19 protein-coding genes are annotated in these 21,785 nt (G+C 68.3%); 13 read left to right on the top strand and 6 right to left on the bottom strand.

The window, feature by feature from the left end; all coding sequences use genetic code 11:
* Nucleotides 1-25 precede the first annotated feature (25 nt).
* The 5 genes from AC31A1_RS12560 to AC31A1_RS12540 all read left to right on the top strand — a co-directional run bounded on the left by AC31A1_RS12560 (nt 26) and on the right by AC31A1_RS12540 (nt 3,645).
* Complete coding sequence (locus AC31A1_RS12560; RefSeq protein WP_489653362.1) at nt 26-268, top strand: zinc-binding dehydrogenase; 243 nt, start codon at nt 26-28, stop codon at nt 266-268.
* 793 nt (nt 269-1,061) lie between these two features.
* Nucleotides 1,062-1,685 (top strand): hypothetical protein, encoded by a 624-nt coding sequence (locus AC31A1_RS12555; RefSeq protein WP_489653361.1) that lies wholly within the window; start codon nt 1,062-1,064, stop codon nt 1,683-1,685.
* Between the two features lie 228 nt (nt 1,686-1,913).
* A complete protein-coding gene (locus AC31A1_RS12550; RefSeq protein WP_489653360.1) occupies nt 1,914-2,687 on the top strand; it encodes a hypothetical protein in 774 nt (257 codons plus the stop codon).
* A 286-nt stretch (nt 2,688-2,973) separates the two neighbouring features.
* Nucleotides 2,974-3,285: a type II toxin-antitoxin system RelE/ParE family toxin gene (locus AC31A1_RS12545; RefSeq protein ID WP_489653373.1), complete on the top strand. Its 312-nt coding sequence runs from the start codon at nt 2,974-2,976 to the stop codon at nt 3,283-3,285.
* A gap of 9 nt (nt 3,286-3,294) precedes the next feature.
* On the top strand, nt 3,295-3,645 hold the full coding sequence (locus tag AC31A1_RS12540) for a helix-turn-helix domain-containing protein (RefSeq protein WP_489653359.1): 351 nt from the start codon (nt 3,295-3,297) through the stop codon (nt 3,643-3,645).
* 646 nt (nt 3,646-4,291) lie between these two features.
* Here the strand turns inward: AC31A1_RS12540 and AC31A1_RS12535 are convergent.
* From AC31A1_RS12535 to AC31A1_RS12525, 3 genes are read right to left on the bottom strand one after another with little or no spacing between them, the layout of a single operon-like run.
* A complete protein-coding gene (locus AC31A1_RS12535) occupies nt 4,292-5,650 on the bottom strand; it encodes an MFS transporter (RefSeq protein ID WP_489653358.1) in 1,359 nt (452 codons plus the stop codon).
* 46 nt (nt 5,651-5,696) lie between these two features.
* Complete coding sequence (locus AC31A1_RS12530; RefSeq protein WP_489653357.1) at nt 5,697-6,617, bottom strand: amidohydrolase family protein; 921 nt, start codon at nt 6,615-6,617, stop codon at nt 5,697-5,699.
* A gap of 5 nt (nt 6,618-6,622) precedes the next feature.
* Entirely contained in the window at nt 6,623-7,648 is a 1,026-nt protein-coding gene (locus AC31A1_RS12525) for an amidohydrolase family protein (RefSeq protein ID WP_489653356.1), read from the bottom strand.
* Between the two features lie 176 nt (nt 7,649-7,824).
* On the opposite strand from AC31A1_RS12525, the gene AC31A1_RS12520 reads away from it, so the two are divergent.
* The 7 genes from AC31A1_RS12520 (at nt 7,825) to AC31A1_RS12490 (ending at nt 14,991) form a co-directional block, all read left to right on the top strand.
* Nucleotides 7,825-8,493 (top strand): response regulator transcription factor, encoded by a 669-nt coding sequence (locus AC31A1_RS12520; protein WP_489653355.1) that lies wholly within the window; start codon nt 7,825-7,827, stop codon nt 8,491-8,493.
* An 11-nt stretch (nt 8,494-8,504) separates the two neighbouring features.
* Entirely contained in the window at nt 8,505-9,935 is a 1,431-nt protein-coding gene (locus AC31A1_RS12515) for a sensor histidine kinase (RefSeq protein WP_489653354.1), read from the top strand.
* Nucleotides 9,936-10,008: 73 nt separating this feature from the next.
* On the top strand, nt 10,009-11,001 hold the full coding sequence (locus AC31A1_RS12510; protein WP_489653353.1) for a TAXI family TRAP transporter solute-binding subunit: 993 nt from the start codon (nt 10,009-10,011) through the stop codon (nt 10,999-11,001).
* Between the two features lie 148 nt (nt 11,002-11,149).
* The gene (locus AC31A1_RS12505) at nt 11,150-12,070 is read left to right on the top strand and encodes an ABC transporter ATP-binding protein (RefSeq protein WP_489653352.1); all 921 of its coding nucleotides are present in this window, start codon (nt 11,150-11,152) and stop codon (nt 12,068-12,070) included.
* Entirely contained in the window at nt 12,070-12,891 is an 822-nt protein-coding gene (locus tag AC31A1_RS12500) for an ABC transporter permease (protein WP_489653351.1), read from the top strand. The genes AC31A1_RS12505 and AC31A1_RS12500 overlap by 1 nt, the downstream gene beginning before the upstream one ends.
* A gap of 181 nt (nt 12,892-13,072) precedes the next feature.
* The gene (locus AC31A1_RS12495; protein WP_489653350.1) at nt 13,073-14,329 is read left to right on the top strand and encodes a sensor histidine kinase; all 1,257 of its coding nucleotides are present in this window, start codon (nt 13,073-13,075) and stop codon (nt 14,327-14,329) included.
* A complete protein-coding gene (locus AC31A1_RS12490) occupies nt 14,326-14,991 on the top strand; it encodes a response regulator (protein ID WP_489653349.1) in 666 nt (221 codons plus the stop codon). The genes AC31A1_RS12495 and AC31A1_RS12490 overlap by 4 nt, the downstream gene beginning before the upstream one ends.
* Nucleotides 14,992-15,077: 86 nt before the next feature.
* Here the strand turns inward: AC31A1_RS12490 and AC31A1_RS12485 are convergent, their stop codons facing one another.
* The 3 genes from AC31A1_RS12485 to AC31A1_RS12475 all read right to left on the bottom strand — a co-directional run bounded on the left by AC31A1_RS12485 (nt 15,078) and on the right by AC31A1_RS12475 (nt 19,115).
* A complete protein-coding gene (locus tag AC31A1_RS12485; protein ID WP_489653348.1) occupies nt 15,078-16,436 on the bottom strand; it encodes a sialidase family protein in 1,359 nt (452 codons plus the stop codon).
* A 1,663-nt stretch (nt 16,437-18,099) separates the two neighbouring features.
* Nucleotides 18,100-18,771: a nucleotidyl transferase AbiEii/AbiGii toxin family protein gene (locus AC31A1_RS12480; protein WP_489653347.1), complete on the bottom strand. Its 672-nt coding sequence runs from the start codon at nt 18,769-18,771 to the stop codon at nt 18,100-18,102.
* A complete protein-coding gene (locus AC31A1_RS12475; RefSeq protein WP_329229576.1) occupies nt 18,768-19,115 on the bottom strand; it encodes a transcriptional regulator in 348 nt (115 codons plus the stop codon). Before AC31A1_RS12475 ends, AC31A1_RS12480 begins: the two co-directional genes overlap by 4 nt.
* Before the next feature lie 304 nt (nt 19,116-19,419).
* On the opposite strand from AC31A1_RS12475, the gene AC31A1_RS12470 reads away from it, so the two are divergent.
* The coding region (locus AC31A1_RS12470) for an N-6 DNA methylase (RefSeq protein ID WP_489653346.1) at nt 19,420-21,785 on the top strand (2,366 nt) is incomplete at its 3' end.

Below are 21,785 nucleotides of genomic sequence, written 5' to 3'. Positions count from 1 at the left end.
GGGAGCGAATCCGATCGTCCGGCTGGTGATGTCCGCGCTGAGTTTCCGGATCCGGCGAAGCGCCCGGCGTCGCAACGTGACGTACTCGTTCCTGTTCATGAAGGCCAGCGGGGATCAGCTGCGCGAGCTCGCCCATCTCATCGAGGCGGGCAGGATCCGACCCCGTCGTCGACACGGTGTTCCCGTTCGAGTCGGCACGAGAAATGCTGGAGTACGTCGAAGCAGGGGGCGTGCGAAGGCCGGCAAGGTCGTCGTCAAGATGACATGAGGGAACGGGACTGCCGCTCAGCCGGGACACGGGCCCGATCCACCGGCACACAGTCGCCGTCGGCTGACGGGAACCAGGTTGAACCAGGTTGGGCGCAACTGTCCCCGAGGAGACTCCGACGGCGCCTCCCGCCTGCACTTAGGGCACGCGGAGGGCACGCCACCCCCCGAATTGGACCAGACAACAAACAACCCCCAGGCCGCTGACCTGGGGGCAGATTCTGGAGCGGGTGACGAGAATCGAACTCGCACTCTCAGCTTGGGAAGCGACGGCGCTTGGGCGGCTGCACGAGCGTTGACCTGCGCGGATTCGTTGTACATCCGTCGCTGCGCGGGTCGGATCGCGCCGCTGTTGACCGTGGTTGCCGCTCCGATGGGCACGCTCTGGGCACGACACTGCCGGGCGGCCGGCCAAGTCGGTGGGATGGCTTTTGCGTAGTCGGTGAAGAGAGCGGTCAGGGTCACGTCCGTGGACGTGACCGCGGTCAGACGGCTCAGCTGGTCTGAGTGCTGGTCGTACTCGGCGATCTCTGCGGGGTTCACGGCCCCTCATTGTCCTTCCGCTCGATGCTGCGCGCTCCGGCCGCTGCCGCTTGGATCACCGCCGTGGTACCAGTTCGCAGGCGCTCCGTCGCCTTTGGGGGAGCGCTTGGACGCGGTGTTCGATCCAGAAGTCTCCCTGGGAGCTACGGATCAATCCTTGAAGCCTCGGCTTGACGGGGAGCATCCAAGTCTCGTCGCGAAAGGGAATGGAGGGGCTCGTGCGGACGCAACAGGGGCAGGGGCGCGGAGGTGTGCTGCTCACCGTGAAGGTTGAGGTGGCGCTCACCGGGCAGCTCGAACACCGGAGGAAGGCACGTGAGTTGTTCGAGGAAATGGGCTGGGAGATATGGGACGCTCAAGAGGAGAGGTACCCGGCGGATCGCACCCCGGGCCGACTCATCCAGGATGAAACGGTCCGGAACTCGGCCTACACCCTTGGTGTCCCCGTCAGGCCTGATGCCGGACGTCGACCGGAGCGATGGGCTGTCCAGGAGGTCAAGGACCTGGCGGACGATGCCGATCTGGATCTGCGGCCGGTGAGCGCGCGAATGCTGCGGGGGCAGCGCCGTCAGGAGCCGCACTGGTTCGTCTGCGCACCCCCCAGCACACATCCCAAGCCCGTGGTCCGGTGGTTGTTTGACAAGGGGAGGTGTATGGGATTCCACGACACCGGGACGGTGCTGTTCGGCTCCTACGAGGAGGCCCAGCAGCGCGCCGGTCAGGGCCGGGTACGTCCGCCGTTCCCGCGTCGGGAGCGGGCTCATGACGGACTGCCCCGGACCGGGGTGACAGAAAGCCGCCGGAGGGTGCTGAAGGGGGTGGCGCTCAGTTGGGCGGCGGGTGTGCTCGGTATTCCGATGATTTCAGGCCCCTGATGGCTGGCTCTGCCGACGGCCGTGGCCTGGGCGCTGCTCACCTGGTGGTGCGCAACGATCATGCTTCCCTTGGTACGTCGACTTCGTACCACCGCCCGCCAGCGCCGTGCCTCCCTGCCCGGGCAGGATGGTCGTCACTCGACAACCGGGAACGGGGGAGGCACCCTGCCAGACCAAGAAGTGGTCGTTCAACGGCGGCAGTGGCGGCACGCAGGGCTGGCAGCGCTAGTGACCAGCGGAGGGCTCCTCGCGGTCACCGCCATTGAGACCCAGGCTTTTGGTCCCGCTGCAGTTCTCGGTACGCATCTTCTTCTGGCAGGTGCGGTGTTCGTCACGGATGGCATTCGACAACTGGCCCGTGCTGGGAGCCGGAGGCCGTTCCTGGTGGCGGCGTTTGTGGCCCTGCTGCCGCTGGCTGTTCCAGCACTTGGCGGGCTGGGGCCTGTGCTCTTCACCTCCTACGGTGCCGCGTTTCATGTCCGCACGGAGGAGATGGATGTTGCTGAGGTTTGGCAATTCCTCGCCTCTGTGTACGTGCTGGGGATCTCGGCAGCACTGACACTCGTCTTCCTGGCCTGTTGGGGCTATCTGCGGCCTCTCTTCCGCGTCCACGCTCTGCGCCTGTTCCTGCCAGTCGTCGCCCTGACCGGGGCCATGGTGCTCACCTTGGCGTGGATCTGGACTGTGCTGGACAGAGCCGAGGCGGCGGGCGATACGGCGGTACGGCAGTGGCGATCGGGCCGAGCACCCGATCACTACTTCGGCGCCAATCCCCAACCGGTCTGCGTGACCCCCGTCGATGCCATGAACGAACTTCCTTTGTACGGACACCGGTTGGCCCCTGAGCAGGTGTACGGCTCGTTCGGCGTAGTCGGTGGGCAGGTGACACTGTGGGACCCCGCATCGGGCGACGCCTTCTCTGTACCTGCGGATGCGGTTCAGGTTCTCCCGGCCGGAGACGGCGAGCCCGGTGCGTCGATACCGCGTACTTGTCGTTCCTGAGCTTGGTCGTCGCTGCCTGGAGGGAGAGAGATCGTCTTCTGATTGTTGGCGGGCTGGTCTGCTCCGCTTGCCTGGACGCGGGCCGATCGTGATCACGTTCGCATCACTGGCCTGGACGGGTGCTTGGGACTTCAGGCGTGGAGGGTGGCTCTGACAAAGGTGATCAGAGCTGGCGCCGCTTGCTGCGATTTAAGGAAAGCCTTAAACTGTAGTGCTGGCGTCGAGGGGAGCCGTCTTGAGTTGGGCGATCGAGGTCACCGATGAGTACGCGGAATGGTTCAGGCAGATGATCAAGCAAGATCTCGGCTCAGCCACTCAGGTCGCCCAGGCTGTTGCCGCCCTGCGTGAGACGGGTCCCACTCTGGGGCGCCCTCTCGTGGACCGGCTCAAGGGATCGGAACTGCATCACCTGAAGGAGCTGCGGCCGGGATCGGGCGGTCGGTCCGAGATCCGGGTCATCTTCGCCTTCGACCCGACGCGTTCGGCCCTCCTGCTCCTCGGAGGCGACAAGGCTGGAAACTGGGAGCGCTGGTACCGCGACAACATTCCCCTGGCTGAACAGCTCTACCGCGACTACACCGGCGACACGGAGGATTGAGGAGTGGGTATGCCCAAGAAGGCCCCGCAGGACTGGGAGACCCTGGAACAGGAGCTGTACTCGGCTGGCGTGGATCCTGCCGAAGTGGAAGCTGGATCGCGTCGCCTGCTGTCGGAAGCCCGTGGGCACCAACTGGCTGAGGCGCGCAAGCAGTACGGGCTGGCACAGAAGGACGTCGCGGCCCGCATGGGGGTGAGTATTGCCCGCGTGTCCCAGATTGAGCACGGCGAGGTCGCCACTCTCGATGTCGTCGCGCGCTATGTCGAGGCACTCGGCGGCCGACTGGACTTGGTTGCCGATTTCGGGGATCACACGGTGCGTATGCCGGCGAGCGGTGATCAGGGCAGCGCGGCAGCGTAGTCGGCTGCACAGGCTTCGGGTGGCGCTGTGCATCGAACCCAACAGCGTTCCTCGGGGAGCGGCAGGCTGAGGGCTTCCCTACTCGAATCTCGCCATGCGCCGCGTGAAACCGCAGGTCAGCGGCGCACTGCGGCATGACGAGTGGTGCGCGTGTGGCCTCCGTCAAGCCCTCGTGCCCTCCGTGTGCCCAATCTTCGGGTGTGATAAGGGTGCGAAAAGGCAAGCGAGGTAGCGGCAAAAGTACAAGCCCCAGGCCGCTGACCTGGGGCTTTCAGCAAGAGCGGGTGACGAGAATCGAACTCGCACTCTCGGCTTGGGAAGCGACGGCGCCTGGACGGACTGGATGGCTCTGACCGGCATAAACGCCTGATTCCTGAGATGGTCGTGCGGGTCGGGTTGCACCGCTGCTGACCGTGGTTTCCCGTCCTTATGGGCACGCGGAGGGCACGGAACCCCGGGAGGGGAGAAGTCGGCGCTGCTTACGGTGCACCCGCGCATGGTTGCTGGCTCGGCTCATCACAGCGCGGTGTCTGCCGGTGTCCTGGCGGCGCTTTTCGGTTTCCTGGCCGTGAGCAGGTGGGCAGCGGACCGTGCATCGGATGACCGCCGGTACGGCGGTCACCACGTCGGTCGCGGTCGGTCCTGTTCAGGCCGGGACGCTCACCCGTTGCCGCTCCGCCTCCGCGAGACGTGCCGAGCGTGTCCGGGTGCCGAAGGCGGCCAGGGCGATCGCGCCGAGCAGCCAGGTGCCGGCGATGAAGTAGAAGACGCTCTGGTAGCCGTGGCCGTTGTAGAGCGCCGCGACGATCAGGGGACCGGCGGCGTTGGACAGGCGGCCGAGGCCGTAGGAGACGCTCGTGCCCAGTGAGCGGCTGCGGGTGTCGAAGAGCTCGGGGGAGTAGGCGTAGGCGAGGGCGGTGTAGCCGCGTTCGAAGAGGTTCACCAGGAAGCCGAACACGACGATGAGGACGGGGTTGAAGGTGAGGCCGTACAGCAGGCCGCAGACCGCGATCACCGTGCCGAAGGCGACCAGGCACCATTTGCGCTCGAAGCGGTCGGTGACCAGGGAGGCCAGGTAGCAGCCGAGAGGTGCGCCTACGGTGGTGAGGGCCACGTAGAAGACGGACTTCTCGACGCTGAAGCCCTCCTTGGCCAGCAGGGTGGGTGCCCAGCTGGAGTAGCCGAAGAAGCCGATGGTCTGGGTCATCCACAGTGCGGTGAGCAGGAGCGTCGGGAGCAGGTACTTCCGCTGGAGGAGCAGTCGCAGGGGCGCCCTCGCCGACGGCTTCTCGCCGACCGGGGCAGCAGGCTCCGGCAGGGGTCCCTTCTCCGCGGCGACGCGTGCCTCTATCTCCCGCAGGATGGCGTCCGCCGTTGCGTGGTCCCCCCTGCTTTCGAGCCAGCGCGGTGACTCCTTGAGGTGCCGGGTGAACAGGACGAGCAGGATGCCCAGGGAGCCCCAGAGGTAGACCAGCCGCCATGACCAGTCGTTGAGGGGTACGACCGCGCTGGCGATGAGGTTGGTGACGGGTGTGCCGCAGATGCCGATGGCGATGGCGTACGCCTGGTACTTGCCGCGGGTCGCCGACGGGTACATCTCGTTGACGTAGACGACCCCCACGACGGTCATCGCCGACAGGCCGGCCGAGGTCAGGACGCGGAAGACGCCGAGGGACACGAGGTCCCAGGAGAAGACCGCGGCGAAGGAGGAGAGTCCGAAGAAGAGGGTCGTCCACAGCAGGGCCCGTTTGCGGCCCCATCGGTCTGCGATGGATCCGGCGACGATCGCGCCGACGAACATGCCGACGAACGAGAGCGAGGTGACGTAGGCGATCTGGTCGACCGTCACGCCCCACAGCTTGATCAGTTTCGGTGCGGTGGTGGCGAAGCTGTTGATGTCGGCGAACTCGAAGAAGTAGGCGAAGGCGACGGCGAGCAGGGTGACTTTGTGGAAGCGGGAGATGGGAAGCCGGTCCAGCCGGTTCAGCGCGTTGGCGTGTTGCATGAGCGGCCCTTGTCGAAGTCGGGGAGGAGGGAGAGGAGTTGGGGAGTCAGATGTCCTCGCCGGGCCAGTACAGGCGCATCGGGTTGGCGACGAGGAGCTTGTGGCGCTGTTCTTCGGTGACCGCGACCTGCGGGACGTGGTCGACGAGGAGGCCGTCGTCCGGCATGTGGTCGGTGAGGTTGGGGTGCGGCCAGTCGGTGCCCCACAGCACCCGGTCGGGGAACTCCTCCACGACGCGGCGGGCGAAGGGGACGACGTCGGTGTAGGCGTGGCGTTCGCTGTTCAGGGCGGCCGGCCCGGTGACGCTGAGACGCTCGGGACAGGTCACCTTCACCCAGACGTCGTTGTCCTCGACGAAGCGCAGGAACCGGGTGAACTGCGGCCCCTCCACCGGCTGGGTCACGTCCGGGCGGCCCATGTGGTCCACCACCAGCGGCACGGGCAACGAGCCGAAGAAGCCCTCCAGTTCGGGCAGGTCGGCGCTCTCGAAGTAGAGGACGACGTGCCAGCCCAGCGGGGCGACCTTCTTGGCGATCGTCTGGAGGTCGTCCTCGGGCGAGGCGTCGACCAGGCGGCGTACGAAGTTGAAACGGACCCCGCGTACGCCCGCCGCGTGGAGTGCGAGCAGTTCGCTCTCGTCGATGTCGGGTCGTACGGTCGCGATGCCGCGCGCCCGGCCGGCCGCCGCCCGGACGGCGTCGACCATGGCGCTGTTGTCCGCGCCGTGGCAGGTGGCCTGCACGATGACGTTGCGGGCGACGCCCAAGTGGTCGCGGAGCGCGAACAGTTGGTTCTTGCCGCCGTCGCAGGGCGTGTACTTGCGTTCCGGTGCGAAGGGGAACTCGGCCTGCGGGCCGAAGACATGGCAGTGGGTGTCGACCGTTCCCGGCGGCAGCCGGAAGGCCGATTCGGACGGATTCTCGTACCAGTCCAGCCAGCCGGGCGACTTGGGGGCGAGGATGCTCATGCGCGTCACCGGCCCTGGCACTTGAGCAGCGCGTCCAGGCGCGGGTACACGGTGCGGGCGTTGTGTTCCTGGACCGCCGCCAGGTCGTCCGCGGGCAGCTTGGCCGCCTCGGCGTAGCGGCGGGTGTCGTCGAAGTGGTGGCCGGTGCACGGGTCGATGTCGCGAACGGCCCCGATCATCTCCGAGGCGAAGAGGATGTTGCGGGCAGGGATGACCTCGTAGAGGAGGTCGGAGCCGGGCTGGTGGTACACGCAGGTGTCGAAGTAGACGTTGCCCAGGACGTGTTGCTCCAGCGGAGGCTTTCCGAGCGCCATCGCGAGGCCCCGGAAGCGGCCCCAGTGGTACGGCACCGCACCCCCGCCATGCGGGATGACGAACCGCAGCGTGGGGAAGTCCGCGAACAGGTCGCCCTGGACCAGTTGCATGAAAGCGGTGGTATCGGCGTTGAGGTAGTGCGCGCCCGTGGTGTGGAAGGCCGGGTTGACGCTCGTACTGACGTGGATCATCGCCGGGATGTCGTACTCCACCATCTTCTCGTAGAGCGGGTACCACGAGCGGTCGGTGAGCGGCGGGGCGGTCCAGTGGCCGCCCGAAGGGTCGGGGTTGAGGTTGACCGCGACGGCGCCCAACTCCTCGACGCAGCGCGTAAGTTCGGGCACGCAGGTGGCCGGATCGACGCCCGGCGACTGCGGGAGCATCGCGGCCGGCGCGAAGCGCTCCGGATACAACTGGCTGACGCGGAAGCAGAGTTCGTTGCAGATCGCCGCCCAGGCGGCGGACGTCTCGAAGCCCCCGACGTGGTGCGCCATGAACGATGCACGCGGCGAGAAGACCGTCATGTCGATGCCGCGCTCGTCCATCAGCCGCAGCTGGTTCGGCTCGATGGTCTCGCGCAGCTCGTCGTCGCCGATGCGCAGGTCCGCGCGGGCGGGGGCGGCCGACGGATCGGTGAGGGAGGCGATCTGCCGCCGGCGCCATGCCTCCAGGGCCGGCGGGGCGGTCGTGTAGTGACCGTGACAGTCGATGATCATGACGGCGTCCTTCTCAGGCTGCTGGGTGCCGTGCAGCCTGGCCCCGCCCCGCATCGGCGGACGAGAGGGCCGAACACAGAACTAACCTCCCCTTAACACTCCGGCGAGCACCCGGTCGGTGTGGTTTACATTCGGCTGGAGGGGGCCGTCGAAGTGGCCGAAAGGAGGTGGGCGGAGTGCAGATACTGCTGGCCGAGGACGACGACGGGGTCGCCGCGGCGCTCGTGGAGGTCCTCTACGACCACGGCCACGTCACCAGACGCGTCCGCTACGGCCGGGACGTCCTGACCTACCACCGCAGCTCCGACCTGCTGCTTCTCGACCTGGGCCTGCCCGACACCGATGGCCTGGACGTGCTGCGCGCCCTGCGCGCGGTCAGTGACATGTCGGTCGTGGTGCTCACCGCCCGCGGTGACGAGCGCTCGGTCGTGCGCGGACTACGGCTCGGGGCCGACGACTACCTCGTCAAGCCGGTACGTCTCGCGGAACTGCTCGCGCGGATCGACGCCGTCACCCGGCGGACCGCGGCGAAAGGCGGCTCGACGGTACGGACGGTCCGTGCCGGTGACGTCGAGGTGGATCTCGACGCGCGCCGGGTCCGGGTCGGCGGGGCCGCCGTCGAGCTGACCACCAAGGAGTTCGACATCCTCGCCGTGCTGGCCGGACGGGCTGGCACCGCGGTCAGCCGTGAACAGCTCCTGGACGAGGTGTGGGGCGATGCGTACCACGCCGTGTCCCGGTCGCTCGACGTCCATCTCACGCAGCTGCGTGCCAAGCTCGCGCGCCCCGAGCTGCTCACCACGATCCGGGGCTTCGGCTACCGCTTCGGGGACCTCGGGAACTGAGGAGCCGACGCGTGCGCACCCGGGTCCAGGCCGCGCTGCTGCTGTTCGTCGTGATCGCGGTGGCCGCGTTCGCCGTACCGCTGCTGTTGTTCACCGCGTCCGACCGCACGCAGCAACTCGTCCTCGCCCGCAGCGCGGACCTCGACCGTTTCGCGTCCCTCATGGACCAGGCCGCGCAGACCGGCGACACCTCGGCCGTCACCGCCGAGGCCCGCCGCTACACACAGCTGTACGGCGAACCGCTCGTCGTCACCGACACCCGCCGCAGACCGCTCGTCCAGACCGGCGGTATGCGGGCCGCCGACCCCGCCGTCGGCCGGCTCCTCGACGCGGCCTTGCGCAACCAGACCGCGCACCCCACGGGCGCGCTGCGCCCCTGGTCGAAGGGGTCCCGGATGTTCGCCGAGCCGGCGGGCACCGGGACCCGGGTGTCCGGCGCCGTCGTGCTCCGGGCCTCGGTCGACACGGCGGCGGAGGACATCACCCGGCGCTGGGCCGCCGTCATCGCGGGGACGGCTCTCGTCGCCGTCGCCTGCACGGTTCTCGCGCGGGCCGCGACGCGGTGGGTGGTCAGCCCGCTGCGCCGCCTGGACCGCGCGGTCGGACAACTCGCCGCGGGACTCCCGCCCGAACAGACCCGGGCCGGCGGCCCACCGGAACTGCGCCAGCTCGCGACCGGCTTCAACCGCATGGCGCGTACGGTCACGGCGGCCCTGGAACAGCAGCGCCGACTCGTCGCCGACACCTCCCACCAGATGCGCAACCCCATGGCCGCACTCCGGTTGCGCGTCGACGCTCTGCACCGCCATCTGCCCGCGTCCGCCGACCGCACTTACACGGGCGTGACCACCGAACTCGACCGCCTGGAAACCCTGCTCGACGACATGCTGACCCTCGCCACCGCGGAACACCGCGCCGGGGAACTCGCCGTTACCGACGACTCCGGCGCCCACTGCGACGCCACGGCGGTCGCGACTGCCCAGTACCGGCTGTGGGAGCCGGTCGCCCACCGAGCCGGCACCCGCCTCACACTCCACACCGACGCGACCCCGGTCACGGCCGCCTGCACGGACCACGAACTCGCCCAGATCACGGACATCCTCCTGGACAACGCCATCAAGTACGCGGGTCCGGACGCCGAGATCTCCCTGCGCTGCACCGCCGAAGGCCGGCTCGTGGCCGTCACGGTGACGGACGACGGACCCGGCCTGACCTCGGAGGAAATCGCCCAGGCCACTACGAGATTCTGGCGCTCCGGCCGACAACGACAGGACGGGACAGCCGGTACGGGCCTGGGGCTGGCCATCGTCGAACAGCTGCTGGCGGGCAGGGGAGGCCGACTGGAGCTGGAGCCCGCGCGACCACGAGGACTGCGGGTCACAGCGGTTCTACCGTGTGCCGTGGCCGGCGTGGCCGACCGCGGCAATGGCGGTGCGGGATGAACGGCCACAGCCACGCCCATCGCTCGCCGCGCGGGGCGACCTCGGCCTGCCGTGATCCGCGCGGCGGCACACGATGACCCGCCCTCTCGACCGCCGCACCCTTCTCCACGCCGCACTCGGCGCGACGACCGCCGCCGTCCTCGGGGGCGCGCTCACCGGCGACGCCTCCGGCCAGCGGCCCGGACCGAGCGGTGTCCTGCGCTTCGCGACCGGAGAACCCACGGCGTTCTACGAGGCTTTCGGCCGCCTCCTCGCCGCCGAACTCACGGCGGCGTACCCACGCCTGAGCTGCCGCGTCCGCACCACCCCGGGCAGCTTCACCAACATCGAACTGCTCCGCGACCGCCGCGCCGACCTCGCGCTCGTCCTCACCGACACCGCACGGGCGGCCCAGGGCACCGCCCTCTTCCCGCACCCCGTGCCCCTGCGCGCGATCGGCAGGCTGTACGAGACCTACCTCCAGTTCGTGGTCCGCGCCGACTCGATCGTGCGCACGGTTGACGACCTGGCCGGACACACCGTGTCGCTCGGCGCGGCCGGGTCGGGCGCGGCCGTACTCGGCGAACAGATCCTGCACGCCGCGGGTCTATCGCCAGGCACCGAGGTCGCCGTACGCCACCTCCCGCTGGCCGACGCGGCCGACGCCCTGCGGACCGGCTCGGTCGACGCTCTGCTCGTGGCGGGCGGCGTACCGCTGCCGGTCCTGTCCGAGCTGGACGACCGCTTCGGTCTGCGGTTCCTGCCGCTGGCCGGTCTGCTTCCCCGGCTCGGCGGACTGGGCGGCCAGGCGGGCTCGGGCCTGGAAGAAGTGTCCTTGCCGCAGGGCGCGTACCGGGCGGCGGGCGGGGTCGCCACCATCGGGGTGTCCAACCTGCTGGTGTGCCGCCCCGAGCTGCCCCGCGGCGTGGCCGAGGCGCTCACCCGTCTGCTGGTCCAGCGCGCGACAGACCTCGTTCCCCGCAACGCCGTCGGCACCCAGTTCCTCGACGTCCGCAGCCTCATCGGGACGGGTGCCATCCCTCTGCACCCAGGGGCGGTCGCGGCATACCGCGCGCTACACGGCTGAAGCCCGGACGACCTTGGCGGTGTACCGCGGTACCAGTCACCAACGGTGATTGTGGCCTCCGGGTCCACGGGTCGCGCCGTGGCCGCTCCTAGCCTCGAAGCAGTGACCCGGTCGGATGCCGGGCCGGACGGAAGCGGGGAGCACCACCGTGATCGAAGTTCATGAACTGACCAAGCGCTACGGGGACAAGACAGCGGTGGACGGCCTGAGTTTCACCGCGCCGCCGGGGCAGGTGACCGGGTTCCTGGGGCCGAACGGGGCGGGCAAGTCCACCACCATGCGGATGATCGTGGGTCTGGACGCGCCGACCAGCGGCACGGCCCTGGTCAACGGCAAGCCCTACGCCCAACACCGCGCCCCCTTGCAGGAGTTGGGGGTACTGCTGGAGGCGAAGTCCGTGCACCCGGGGCGCTCCGCGTTCAACCACCTGATGGCGTTGGCGTACACCCATGGTGTGCCGAAGCGGCGGGTGGACGAGGTCATCGACCTCGCCGGTCTGCACGCGGTGGCGCACAAGCGGGTTGGGGCGTTCTCGCTGGGGATGGGGCAGCGGCTGGGCATCGCCGCCGCACTGCTGGGTGATCCGGCGGTCGTCATGCTGGACGAGCCGGTGAACGGGCTCGATCCCGAAGGTGTGCGATGGGTACGGGAGTTGCTGCGCGGGCTGGCCGCCGAGGGGCGCACGGTGATGCTGTCCTCGCATCTGATGAGCGAGATGGCGCAGACCGCCGACCGTCTGGTGGTCGTCGGCCGGGGCCGGCTGCTGGCCGAGACGACCGTCGACGCGCTGATGGAGCGCTCGGCGGACAAGGGGGTGCGGGTGGCCACCGGTGAACCCGCGCGGCTGCGCTCGCTGCTGGCCGCCCCCGGTGTCACGGTGACCTCGACGGGTGCCGAGCGCCTGGTGGTCTCCGGCCTGGACACGCGGCGGATCGGGGAGGTGGCCGCCGAGCACAGGGTGCCGCTCTACGAACTGGCCGCCGAGTCGGTGTCGTTGGAGGAGGCGTTCATGAATCTGACCCAGGACGCGGTCGAGTACCAGAGCAGCGACGTGGGGAGGGCCGCCTGATGAGCACGAGCACTATCACCACCACACCGGTGCGTCCGGCATATCGCGTGACCGGCCGAGGGGTGGTCAGGTCCGAGTGGTCCAAGTTCTGGTCGCTGCGCTCCAGTTGGATCACGTTGGGGGTGGCCGTGCTGTTCCTGGTGGCCATCGGGGCGATCGCCGCCGCCCTCTACAGTCCGGACGGCCCGCTGGGAGGGAAGGACGCGGCATCCGGTGCGGCGCTGACCCTGGCACTGGCCGGCACCAACCTCGCGGCCCTGGCCGTCGGCGCGCTGGGTGTCCTGCTGTCGGCGGGTGAGTACAGCACGGGGATGGTCCGCTCGACGTTCGCCGCGGTGCCGGGCCGGCTGCCCGTGCTGTGGGCGAAGTGCGCGGTCTACGGCCCGATCGCCTTCGTCACGTCCACCGTCGGCGCCCTGGTCTCGTTCCTGCTCGGGAGCGCCGCCCTGCACGGCGAGAAGATCGCTTTGTCGCTCGGGGACGCCGAGGTCTTCCGGTGCCTGCTGGGAGCGGGCGTGTACCTGGGCCTGGTCGGTGTGTACGGCGTGACGGTCGGCCTGCTGGTGCGCAACAACGCCGGGGGGATCGCGATCCTGGCCGGCGTGGTCCTCGTGCTGCCCGGTCTGACCGGGCTGCTGCCCAGTTCGCTGGGGGACACCGTCAGCCGGTATCTGCCCAGCAACGCGGGCCAGTCGGTGATGACCCTGCACGAGTCCAGCGACTCGCTGGTCAGTCCCGGGGCGGGTTTCACGGCGCTGCTGGTGTGGGCCCTACTGCTGCTGGCCGGTGCCGCTTACCGGTTGCGTCGCAGTGACGTCTGAGGTCGCGTCCGCGAGGATGGAGCCGATGGATCACACAAGGCCGGGTCATTCGGGCCGGGCGGGGGCGGCATCCCGCCCGCCCGGGTCGGTTCCGGCAGGGCAGGCGTCGCCCTCGCCCGAGCTGCCCCCCGGGCGGACACCTGTCGGCCCGGGGGCCGAGGCTGTCTGGGCGCACCCCGTAATGCGACTGCTGATGCGGGTGCTGGGCCGACTGCGGGCGGCCGACCGGCGGCGTCCGTGGCTCCTCGACACCGCCATGGTGATCCTCGTCATCGCCGCCGCGCCGCCGGACCTGCTGGTGCACAGCCCTGGGCATCCAGTGTCGCGCCCGGTCGGTGGCGGGCTGCCTGTCGGTGTGGTGCTGAGTATCGCCGCTGTGCTGATCGTGCCGCTGTGGTGGCGGCGCCGTCGTCCCGCCGCGGTCTTCGGGGCGTGCCTCGTGGTGTGTCCGGTCATGTGGTCACTGGGTCTGGGGCCCGCGGCCGCCGCCGTGCTCCTGATCGCCCTGTTCGACCTGGCCTTGCACGCCTCGCCCCAGGCGATCTGCTGGGCGCTGCCGGTCACCGTGGCCGGGTGGGTGCTGATCGTGGTCACCGTGATCCCGACGGACAGTCCGGTGGCCTTCCTCGTCCTGTCCGTCGGTACCGGCGTCGGGTCCGTGGCCCTGGGTCTGACCGTCCGGATCAGCAGGCTGTACCTGTCGGCGCTCCGGGACCGGGCGGCGCGGCTGGAGGTCGAGCGCGACCAGCGCGTCCGGCTGACGGCGGCGGCGGAGCGCTCGCGGATCGCCCGGGAGATGCACGACATCGTCGGCCACAACCTGTCGGTCATGGTCAACCTCGCCGACGGCGCCGCCGTGCTCACCACCCGCGAACCCGGCCGCACCGAGCAGGCGCTCCATCTCATCGGAGACACCGGCCGGCAGGCGATGGACGAACTCCGGCGCGTGCTGGGGGTGTTGCGCGACTCCGCAGAGCAGGAGGAGCCCGAGAACACTCCTCGGTCCCCGCAGCCGGGTGTCCAGGACCTGGAAACCCTGCTCGACCGGGTCCGCGCGGCCGGTCTGCCGGTGGCCTACCGCACCGTCGGCCCGGTCGACGCGCTGGGCCGCGGAGTGCAGCTCACGGTCTTCCGCGTGGTGCAGGAAGCCCTGACCAACACCCTCAAACACGTCGGCCCCGGCGCCACGGCCGACGTCACGGTCGCGGTCGAGGACGGGCTGCTGCGCGTCCGGATCGCCGACACCGGTTCGCTCTCGCGCAGACCGTCCACGGCTCCCCGCCGGGACAGTGGGCACGGCCTGGTCGGCATCCGCCAGCGGGCCGCGCTCTACGAAGGCACCGCGACCATCGGGCCGCGCGACGACGGCCAGGGATGGATCGTCGACGTCCTGCTCGATCCGTCCGCCCCGGCCACCTCCGGAGAACCCACGCCATGACCACCATCCTGATCGCCGACGACCAGCCGCTGCCCCGCATGGGCTTCCGGATGCTGCTCGACGGCTCCCCCGGCGTGAGCGTCGTCGGCGAGGCCGACAACGGCGCACAGGCCGTGCGCATGGCGGCCGAGCTGAGCCCCGACGTGGTCCTGATGGACGTACGGATGCCCGGTCTCGACGGCATCGAGGCCACCCGGCGGATCGTGGCGGCCGGCGGCCGTACCCGCGTGCTCGTCCTGACCACCTTCGACCTCGACGAGTACGCCTACGCCGGTCTGCGCGCCGGGGCCAGCGGTTTCCTGCTCAAGGACGTCAAGCCGGCGGAACTCCTCGCCGGGATCCAGGCTGTCGCGACCGGCGACGCCGTCGTGTCGTCGCGGCTCACCCGCCGCCTGCTGGACGCCCATGCCCACGACGTCCTGGCACCCGACGCCGGGCCTCGTACGGACCCGCGGCTGGCGACGCTCACCGAACGCGAGCACGAGGTGCTCGTGGCCATCGGTACGGGCTGGACGAACACCGAGATCGCCGAACGCTTCGTGCTGACCGAGTCCACGGTGAAGAAGCATGTGGGCCGGGTGCTGGCCAAGCTCGGCGCTCGGGACCGTATCCAGGCGGTGATCATCGCCTACGACGCGGGACTGGTCACTCCCCGGCAGTGAGCAACCGCACCCTGCTATGTCGTAGACATGACAGTGCGCCGTCGAGGTGACTCAGCGGCACACTGCCGTGCGTCAGGCTTCGTGTCTCAGTTGGTCGACGTCGAGGCGGTCTCCTTCTTGTACAGCTTCAGCGGCACCCGGCTGATGATCGAGTCGAGGGAGGAGTTGTTCCGCCCGTCGGCCCAGGTGACATAGGCGTACTTGTCGGTCAGCGTGATGCCCGACCAGCGGTCACCGGGCGGGCCTGTCTCACCGACCGGCTCGGTCACGTGGTTGACCTGCACCGGGGCGCTGAAGGAGCGTCCGTGGTCGAAGGAGACGGCCGAGAACGCGTCGCCCGTGGTGGTCCGCCACATGACCCCCAGGTCACCGTTGGCGCCGAAGTCGATGGCCGGCCGCAAGGCGCCCGTCGCGGAGATCGTCGCCGGTCCGGTCCAGGTCTTGCCGGCGTCCGGGGTGACGTAGACGTCCAGCGTGTTGGAGTCCCGGGGGACCATGACGGCGAACCGGCCGCGGTGGGAGGTGTCGGCCGCCACCCACGGAACGGGGTCGGCAGCCGCGCCCAGTGCCGGAACCGGCACCAGGGATCCGGTGCCCGCCGCGACCGGGTTTCCCTGGCCGTCCTTGAGGGTGGTGTTCGTCCACGTCTTGCCGTTGTCACGGCTGACGTGGAAGTTCACCGGCGCGCCCGCCTCCTGGGAGGCGGACACGAGGATCCCGCCGTACACGGCGATCTCACGTCCCGGGTAGCCGCACACGAGGGGGATGCCCGGCGCCACCTCGATGCAGGGCTTCGGGCCGGGGATCACCCGTGAGTCGCTGCTGAAGGTCTTGCCGCCGTCGGCGCTGACGGAGACCGCGCTCGGGTACTCCCACGCCGCCCCGGCGACCGCGTAGACCTTGCCGGTCGCGGCGTCCACGCGCATCTTCGGGGCGCCGCCCAGGAGCAGCGGTGTGGACACCGGGTCGGTCCAGGTCCTGCCGCCGTCCGTGGACTTCGCGACCTGGTTGTGGTTCACCAGGTTCGCGTCCAGGCCCGAGCTGACCTGGTTGTTGTCCACGTACACGGTGCCCTTGGCGTCGAACTGCACGCTCGGCTCACCGCACTTGGGCGCCGCGGTGCCGAGCGGCCAGGCGACCTGGGTCCAGGTGTCGCCCCTGTCGTTCGAGTAGGCGAGGAAGCACCCGCCGTCGATCGGCTCCAGGCCCGGCGACGGCGGGAAGATCGTCGAGACGAAGACCAGGTTCTTCGGGTTCTTCGGGTTGACGGCGACCGTGGGCTGGCCCTCTTTGGTGGCCGGCATGTCGGTGACGTCGACCTCGTGAATGGCCGCGTTGCCCACGCCCGTCGGCGAGGCCACTGCAGTGGGTGATCCGTACACCAGGAACAGTGCGGAGAACGCCGCCGCACTTAACGTCGTGGAGGAACTTCTGAACAGCGCCATGTGATCCTCAATTTCCGTGTTCGTCGGAACAGAGTTCGTTTGTGCTCTAGAGCACGGGATCGAAAGCGGCCGGATGTCTATAACTCGTTTCCTTGCGAAAAAGTAAAATCGACTCCGCCGCAAGGTAAACGGTTTCTCTTTGCTGCGCTGTGATCCAGTCAGCTCAGGCTAGAGAAAACCGCTGTCGTGTCCGTGGGACTACGGGAGACAATTGATCCGGCGGGGTGGTACCGCAGTACCATTCCGCCGGGCGAATGCCGCATCCATGGGTGAGTCGGCCGAAACTGGCTAGGGCGATCAATGGGGACGCCTTGATTCACTGCTGGACGCGTACGGCCTCGCAGCCGGGGATCTGGTGCAGCCACAGGGCGATTTCAAAGTACGGCTGTTCGCGCGTCTGTGCTGGTCAGCGGAGTCCGAGGAGGGCCAGGGGACGGGTGAACGGCTCGTAGGACATCTCGCGGAGTCCAGCCGCGATGTTGTGGTGGCCGGCGGCACGGAGGCAGTTGATTGCGAAGCTGCGCAAGGTGGCCATGTTCTCCGGGCCGTGCTCGGTGTGGACCTTCCGAAGCTTCGATGTGTGAGAGACGGGTCGAACGGCAGTCGGCACACCGCCGTGACCTGCGACTTCGCGGCGTCACTCGGACTTTGAAACAGCCCTGCCCCGTCAACCCGCCCTGACCAGCTGATCAGCACCTCCCACACGCCGGGGGAACCTCGGAACGCAGGACACAGCCTTGACAATGAAGCTGGGCGTGGTGAGTGTCTTTGAAGCCGCACCAATCATCACCAGGGCCTACCGCGACGAGGTCTCTGCTCGATTCTTGTAAGGGGGAAGGTGTGTGACTTTCACGATTCTCGCGACGGACCCGCAAACTGGTGAGTTAGGGGTTGCCTTAGACAACAAAGCACCCCCAGGCGGCTGACCTGGGGGTGCTTTCTGGAGCGGGTGACGAGAATCGAACTCGCACTCTCAGCTTGGGAAGCGACGGCGCTTGGGCCGGTACATGGCTGCTGACCTGCACAGATTCATTGTTCCACTGAACGCGGAAGCGCTTGGTGGCACCGCTGTTGACCGTGGTTGTCCGCTCTGAAGGGCACGGTATGGGCACGACGCGGTGAGGTAGAAGAGTGCCGTGCCTATGTCGCTTTCTCGGTGCGGGGGCTAGTCGATGCGCAGGTCGACCGAGCGGAGTCGTCGCGGTTGCACATGGATGTCGCCTTCGGCCTAAGTTTGGAAGATCACGAAATGCCGGTTCGAGCTGCAGGCTTCGATCTCCATGACGGGCAGCCTGGTGCCCAAGGCGGTGGGCGCGGCGCAATACCGCGACTTGAGATCGAGAGACCCTGCAGGATCCGCTCAACCGAGTTTCGACGCTCCCGCCCCTGCTGGCCACGGACTCCATGCACTCGTGCGTACGAGTCCCTGAGCAGGTGTCGACGGCGCGGCCGGCCCGGAGCTGCCCGGGTCGTCAGACGGGCCCGACATCAGGTGGTCTCAGCGCACCAGGTGTCAGACCAGGGCTGGGGCAACACTCTCGCTGCTGTTGAAGTGGAAAGTCACCCACCACACAGGCGATCACCAGCATCGCTGGGGCGCGACCGGGCCGCGAGCAGTCGGCGATGAAGCGCGTCTTCATAGCCGTCGGCGCCTTTGTGGTCTTCAGTCTTCGTGCGGAGGCTCCAGCTCCTGGATTCGTTCACCGATATCGTCGGCCCAAGATTGTGCCCACCGACGCAGCTCGGCGATCGCTGGCTCGTCGAGCCCGTAGGCGGAAAACTCCGTGTCGTCGATCCAGTCGGCCCCGACCAACCGTGCTTGAAGCTCGCGGAGGTCGAAGGAGTCGCGGGCGTGGCGCCGTCCAAGCTCTTCCAACTCGATGTGGCTCCAGCGGTCGGCCGCGGCCTGTACGTCGACCAGATCCCTGGCCAGTCCGCGGTCGGCCAGTGCGCGAACCTTGGTGCCGACGACATCTTCGAGGGACAGCACCAGCCCGTGCTCGGTGTGCACAGGGGGCCGCCAAAGTGTCTCCTTGAGGACGTCGACCTCGCACTCCTCACGGCTGGCGGGATCGGTGACGATGAGCCGCGCCGACAGCGGATCTGTCTCCAGAGCTCTCACGCGCCATCCACGCTCTTCCAGGCCGGTGCGCACGGCAGTGGCAATATCCTCCATGCGCTCCGGATTCTCGGTTGCGACATCGAGATCCTGACTGAGCCGGTTCACCAACCCATGTGCTTGGACCGCATAGCCGCCGGTAAGCGCCAGAGGGTAGACACCACCCACCTCGAGGACATCCGCAAGTAGGCGACGGTGCAGATCCGTGAGGTTCACGCGGCGGCCTGGGCTTCGTGAGCCAGCTCGTCGAAGGAGTTCTCCCACACCTCCCGGACATCACGGCTGACCAGCGTGCGCAGTGTGGGCCATAGGCTGACCAGAAGGTCGCGATTGAGGAACCGGACCAGATCGTCTTGCAGTCCCTCGGCCAGGACGATCCGGTAGTAGCTCATCCGCAGCCGCGGCTGATCGAGATCGAACGTAGTCAGCCCCGACCACGCCAGATGCAGCGGCAACGTCACTGTGCCGTGCTGAGGGCCGACGAGCTCGGAGAGCGCGGCAGGCGCACGCCGAGCGAACTTGGCACGGCGAAGATCAGAGAGACCGGGCTGTGTTGCCATACGTCGATTATCCAGGAAGAGCCTGCGGTGGGGCTCCTTGATCCGCAGACTGGCGCATGCCTTTCTCAGGTACCCCATTAACAAGCAAGGTTCTTCACCTCCTGGTGATTGGGTAACCAAAGAGGGAGGCGGTAGAGCAAAATAGCTGCTCAGAGCTTTGACGGTCCCTGGAAATCTGAAGCGCGACCCCTGTGTCCAGCCTGTTCGTCGATGTGCGCACCGTCGGTGCGCTGATTGACGCTCCAGCTGTCGCCTCTCTACCGTTCCCTCATCGAGAGCAACCAGGACGGTGTAGGGGGGTTTCATGGACGGTACGGGTCTCAGCGACGATCGCCTGCTGTCGAGGGCCGAACTCGCGGAGCTGGCCGGGGTGATGCGGCCGGCGGTCACCAACTGGCAACGTCGGTACAAGGATTATCCGGAGCCGGTCAGGACGGGGGAGACGGAACTATTCAGTCTACGGGCGGTCCTCCGCTGGCTCGACTCCCGTCAGATCCCGTCACGTGCGCGTGCGTCCGACGAGCCGACCGGGTTCACCTATGCCGACCGTATGCGGCGGAACCTCGTCGCATCGGACGACGCCCGCCAGGGAGCCGCCGCGCTGAGTGGTGAAGCAGCAGGCAGCGGTCCGTTGAGCGACGAAGAAGAGCGTGCGCGGCAACTTGCGCAACTGCTGGGACCGATGGCAGACGCCGTGCGCGGCGGCGCATCGATGACGGACTACCTTGCCTTGCTCCTCTCCCTGGTCTTTCTTCAGGTGAGCGGAAGCCCGCGCTCGGTGTCGCTCCCGCGTATGGTGCGGTCTCGATCCAGGGCTGCCACGGCGGCGTTGTTGCAGGAGATCGGGGAGGCAGCCGACGAGGCACTGCGCCTGCGCGGTGTGCCGCCGGGCATGCGGACAGCCATCGTCAGGCTGGAACCTCGGGAGTACGGGGATGTTGTCGAGGTGATCCGCCTGACCGACGGCTTGGGGATCGACGAGTTCCGACAACTGGTGGATCAATTCGGCTCCCGAGCTGCGCTTCCCAGCGGAGAGTTCTTCACCCCACGTGCCGTGGTGCGGCTGATGCGGGACGCCGCCATAGGGGACGAGGACTCCGCGCGACGCGTCTACGACCCGTATGCGCGCGCAGGCGAGATGCTTGACGGAGTCGCTGAACGCCTTGGCGGTGTCGTGCCTTTGACTCTGCGTGGTGAGAGCCCGCAGCGCGGCACACTTCGGCTCGCCGGAATGAACCTCGCGCTGCACGGTATCCCGGTCGAACTGGAAGCCGGCACCGTGGCCCCATGGAACGAACGTGCCTGGCCGAAGGGCCACCGGGCCGACCTGATTCTGACCAATCCGCCTTTCAACGCTCACGGGGCCGCGCCGAAGCAGCGTGAGGGCATCGACTGGCCGTACGGAGCGCCTCCCCCCGGTAGTCCAGCCTTCGCCTGGCTCCAGCACGTCCTGGTGTCACTCAAGGACGAGGGCCGTGCAGGTGTGGTGATGCCGGTCAGCGCGGGCACCTCCACAGACGTCCGGGAGCGGGAGATCCGGAGCAGGCTGGTGGAGGATGGCGCCGTCGAATGCATTGTCGCGTTGCCGCCTCAGCTCTTTTCCGGGGCTCAGGTGTCCGTCTGCTTGTGGTTCTTGCGGAGTTCCGCGGCGGTGCGCGAGGAGATCCTGTTCGTGGACGCCCGGGACCTGGGTGACAAGGCGGCCCGCGGACCCCGAGTCCTCTCCGACGAACACGTCGGGGCTGTCACGAAAACCGTTCAGGCATGGCGACGAGGGACCGGATTCCGCCTCGGTCGGCAGAGCGCGGGCCATCTTGCGGTTGCTGCTCCGCTGGAGGCGGTGCGGGGTGCCGGTTACTCGCTCAGTCCCGCCGACTATGTGGGCAGATGGATGTCCACGGCGTCACCGGCTGATGCGGCTACCGAGGCAGCAGCCACGGAGCGGGTGCTCGCCGCGGCGAGGCGTCGAACGAAAGCCGTGGACGGCGCGGTCGATGCGCTCTCGTACGGCCCCTTGCCCTCAGCCACCGTGCTCTCGTACGACGGCCTACCTCATGACTGGCGTCGGGTTCCGCTGGGAGAACTGGTCGACATCATGGCTGGTCCGTCCTACACACGTCTGCCGGCCGAGGTTCGCTCCGCGGCAGGCGATCTCCGTGTCGTGATGCCCAAGCACCTGCGTGAGGGTCGTATCGACGATCGTGACATGGAGAAAGTAAGCGTGGATGTCGCCCGCGCACTGGCAAGGTTCCGTCTCAGCCCCGGAGACATCCTGTGCGTTCGTTCCGGTGCCCAGATGCCCCCTGCCTTGGTCGAGAAGGCGCAGGACGGCTGGCTGTTCAGCACCAACCTGCTGCGGCTGCGTGCCCTGGAGATGGATGGGGAGCCACTTGTCCTCCCCGGCTACCTGCTCGCCTACTTGTCTCTGCCGGAGACAGTGCACTGGCTCAAGGAGTACGCCCGCGGCACCGCCGTTCCTTCCCTCAGCGCCGCCACACTGGCACTTCTGCCCGTACCGCTGCCGCCCCTTGCCCACCAGCGGCGAATCAGTGCCGCGCTGGATGCCGTGGACGCGCAGATCACCGCGCACCGCGATGGTGTCCCGCCGAGTGGTGTAGTCACTGGTCGAGCTGATTCGGTTTCTGCTGTGGTGGAAGCTGGGGATCGTCC

This window comes from Streptomyces sp. P5F9, assembly GCF_057961495.1.
Note: the sequence above shows the minus strand (reverse complement) of the source record. Positions and strands in the feature narration are given on the sequence as shown.

Bases quoted from the DNA above. Each gene is read 5' to 3' on its own strand.
- AC31A1_RS12530 (WP_489653357.1), bottom strand. From the start codon at position 6,617: ATGAGCATCCTCGCCCCCAAGTCGCCCGGCTGGCTGGACTGGTACGAG.
- AC31A1_RS12535 (WP_489653358.1), bottom strand. From the start codon at position 5,650: ATGCAACACGCCAACGCGCTGAACCGGCTGGACCGGCTTCCCATCTCC.
- AC31A1_RS12490 (WP_489653349.1), top strand. From the start codon at position 14,326: ATGACCACCATCCTGATCGCCGACGACCAGCCGCTGCCCCGCATGGGC.
- AC31A1_RS12545 (WP_489653373.1), top strand. From the start codon at position 2,974: ATGATCAAGCAAGATCTCGGCTCAGCCACTCAGGTCGCCCAGGCTGTT.
- AC31A1_RS12525 (WP_489653356.1), bottom strand. From the start codon at position 7,648: ATGATCATCGACTGTCACGGTCACTACACGACCGCCCCGCCGGCCCTG.
- AC31A1_RS12500 (WP_489653351.1), top strand. From the start codon at position 12,070: ATGAGCACGAGCACTATCACCACCACACCGGTGCGTCCGGCATATCGC.
- AC31A1_RS12475 (WP_329229576.1), bottom strand. From the start codon at position 19,115: ATGGCAACACAGCCCGGTCTCTCTGATCTTCGCCGTGCCAAGTTCGCT.
- AC31A1_RS12540 (WP_489653359.1), top strand. From the start codon at position 3,295: ATGCCCAAGAAGGCCCCGCAGGACTGGGAGACCCTGGAACAGGAGCTG.
- AC31A1_RS12495 (WP_489653350.1), top strand. From the start codon at position 13,073: ATGCGACTGCTGATGCGGGTGCTGGGCCGACTGCGGGCGGCCGACCGG.
- AC31A1_RS12485 (WP_489653348.1), bottom strand. From the start codon at position 16,436: ATGGCGCTGTTCAGAAGTTCCTCCACGACGTTAAGTGCGGCGGCGTTC.
- AC31A1_RS12510 (WP_489653353.1), top strand. From the start codon at position 10,009: ATGACCCGCCCTCTCGACCGCCGCACCCTTCTCCACGCCGCACTCGGC.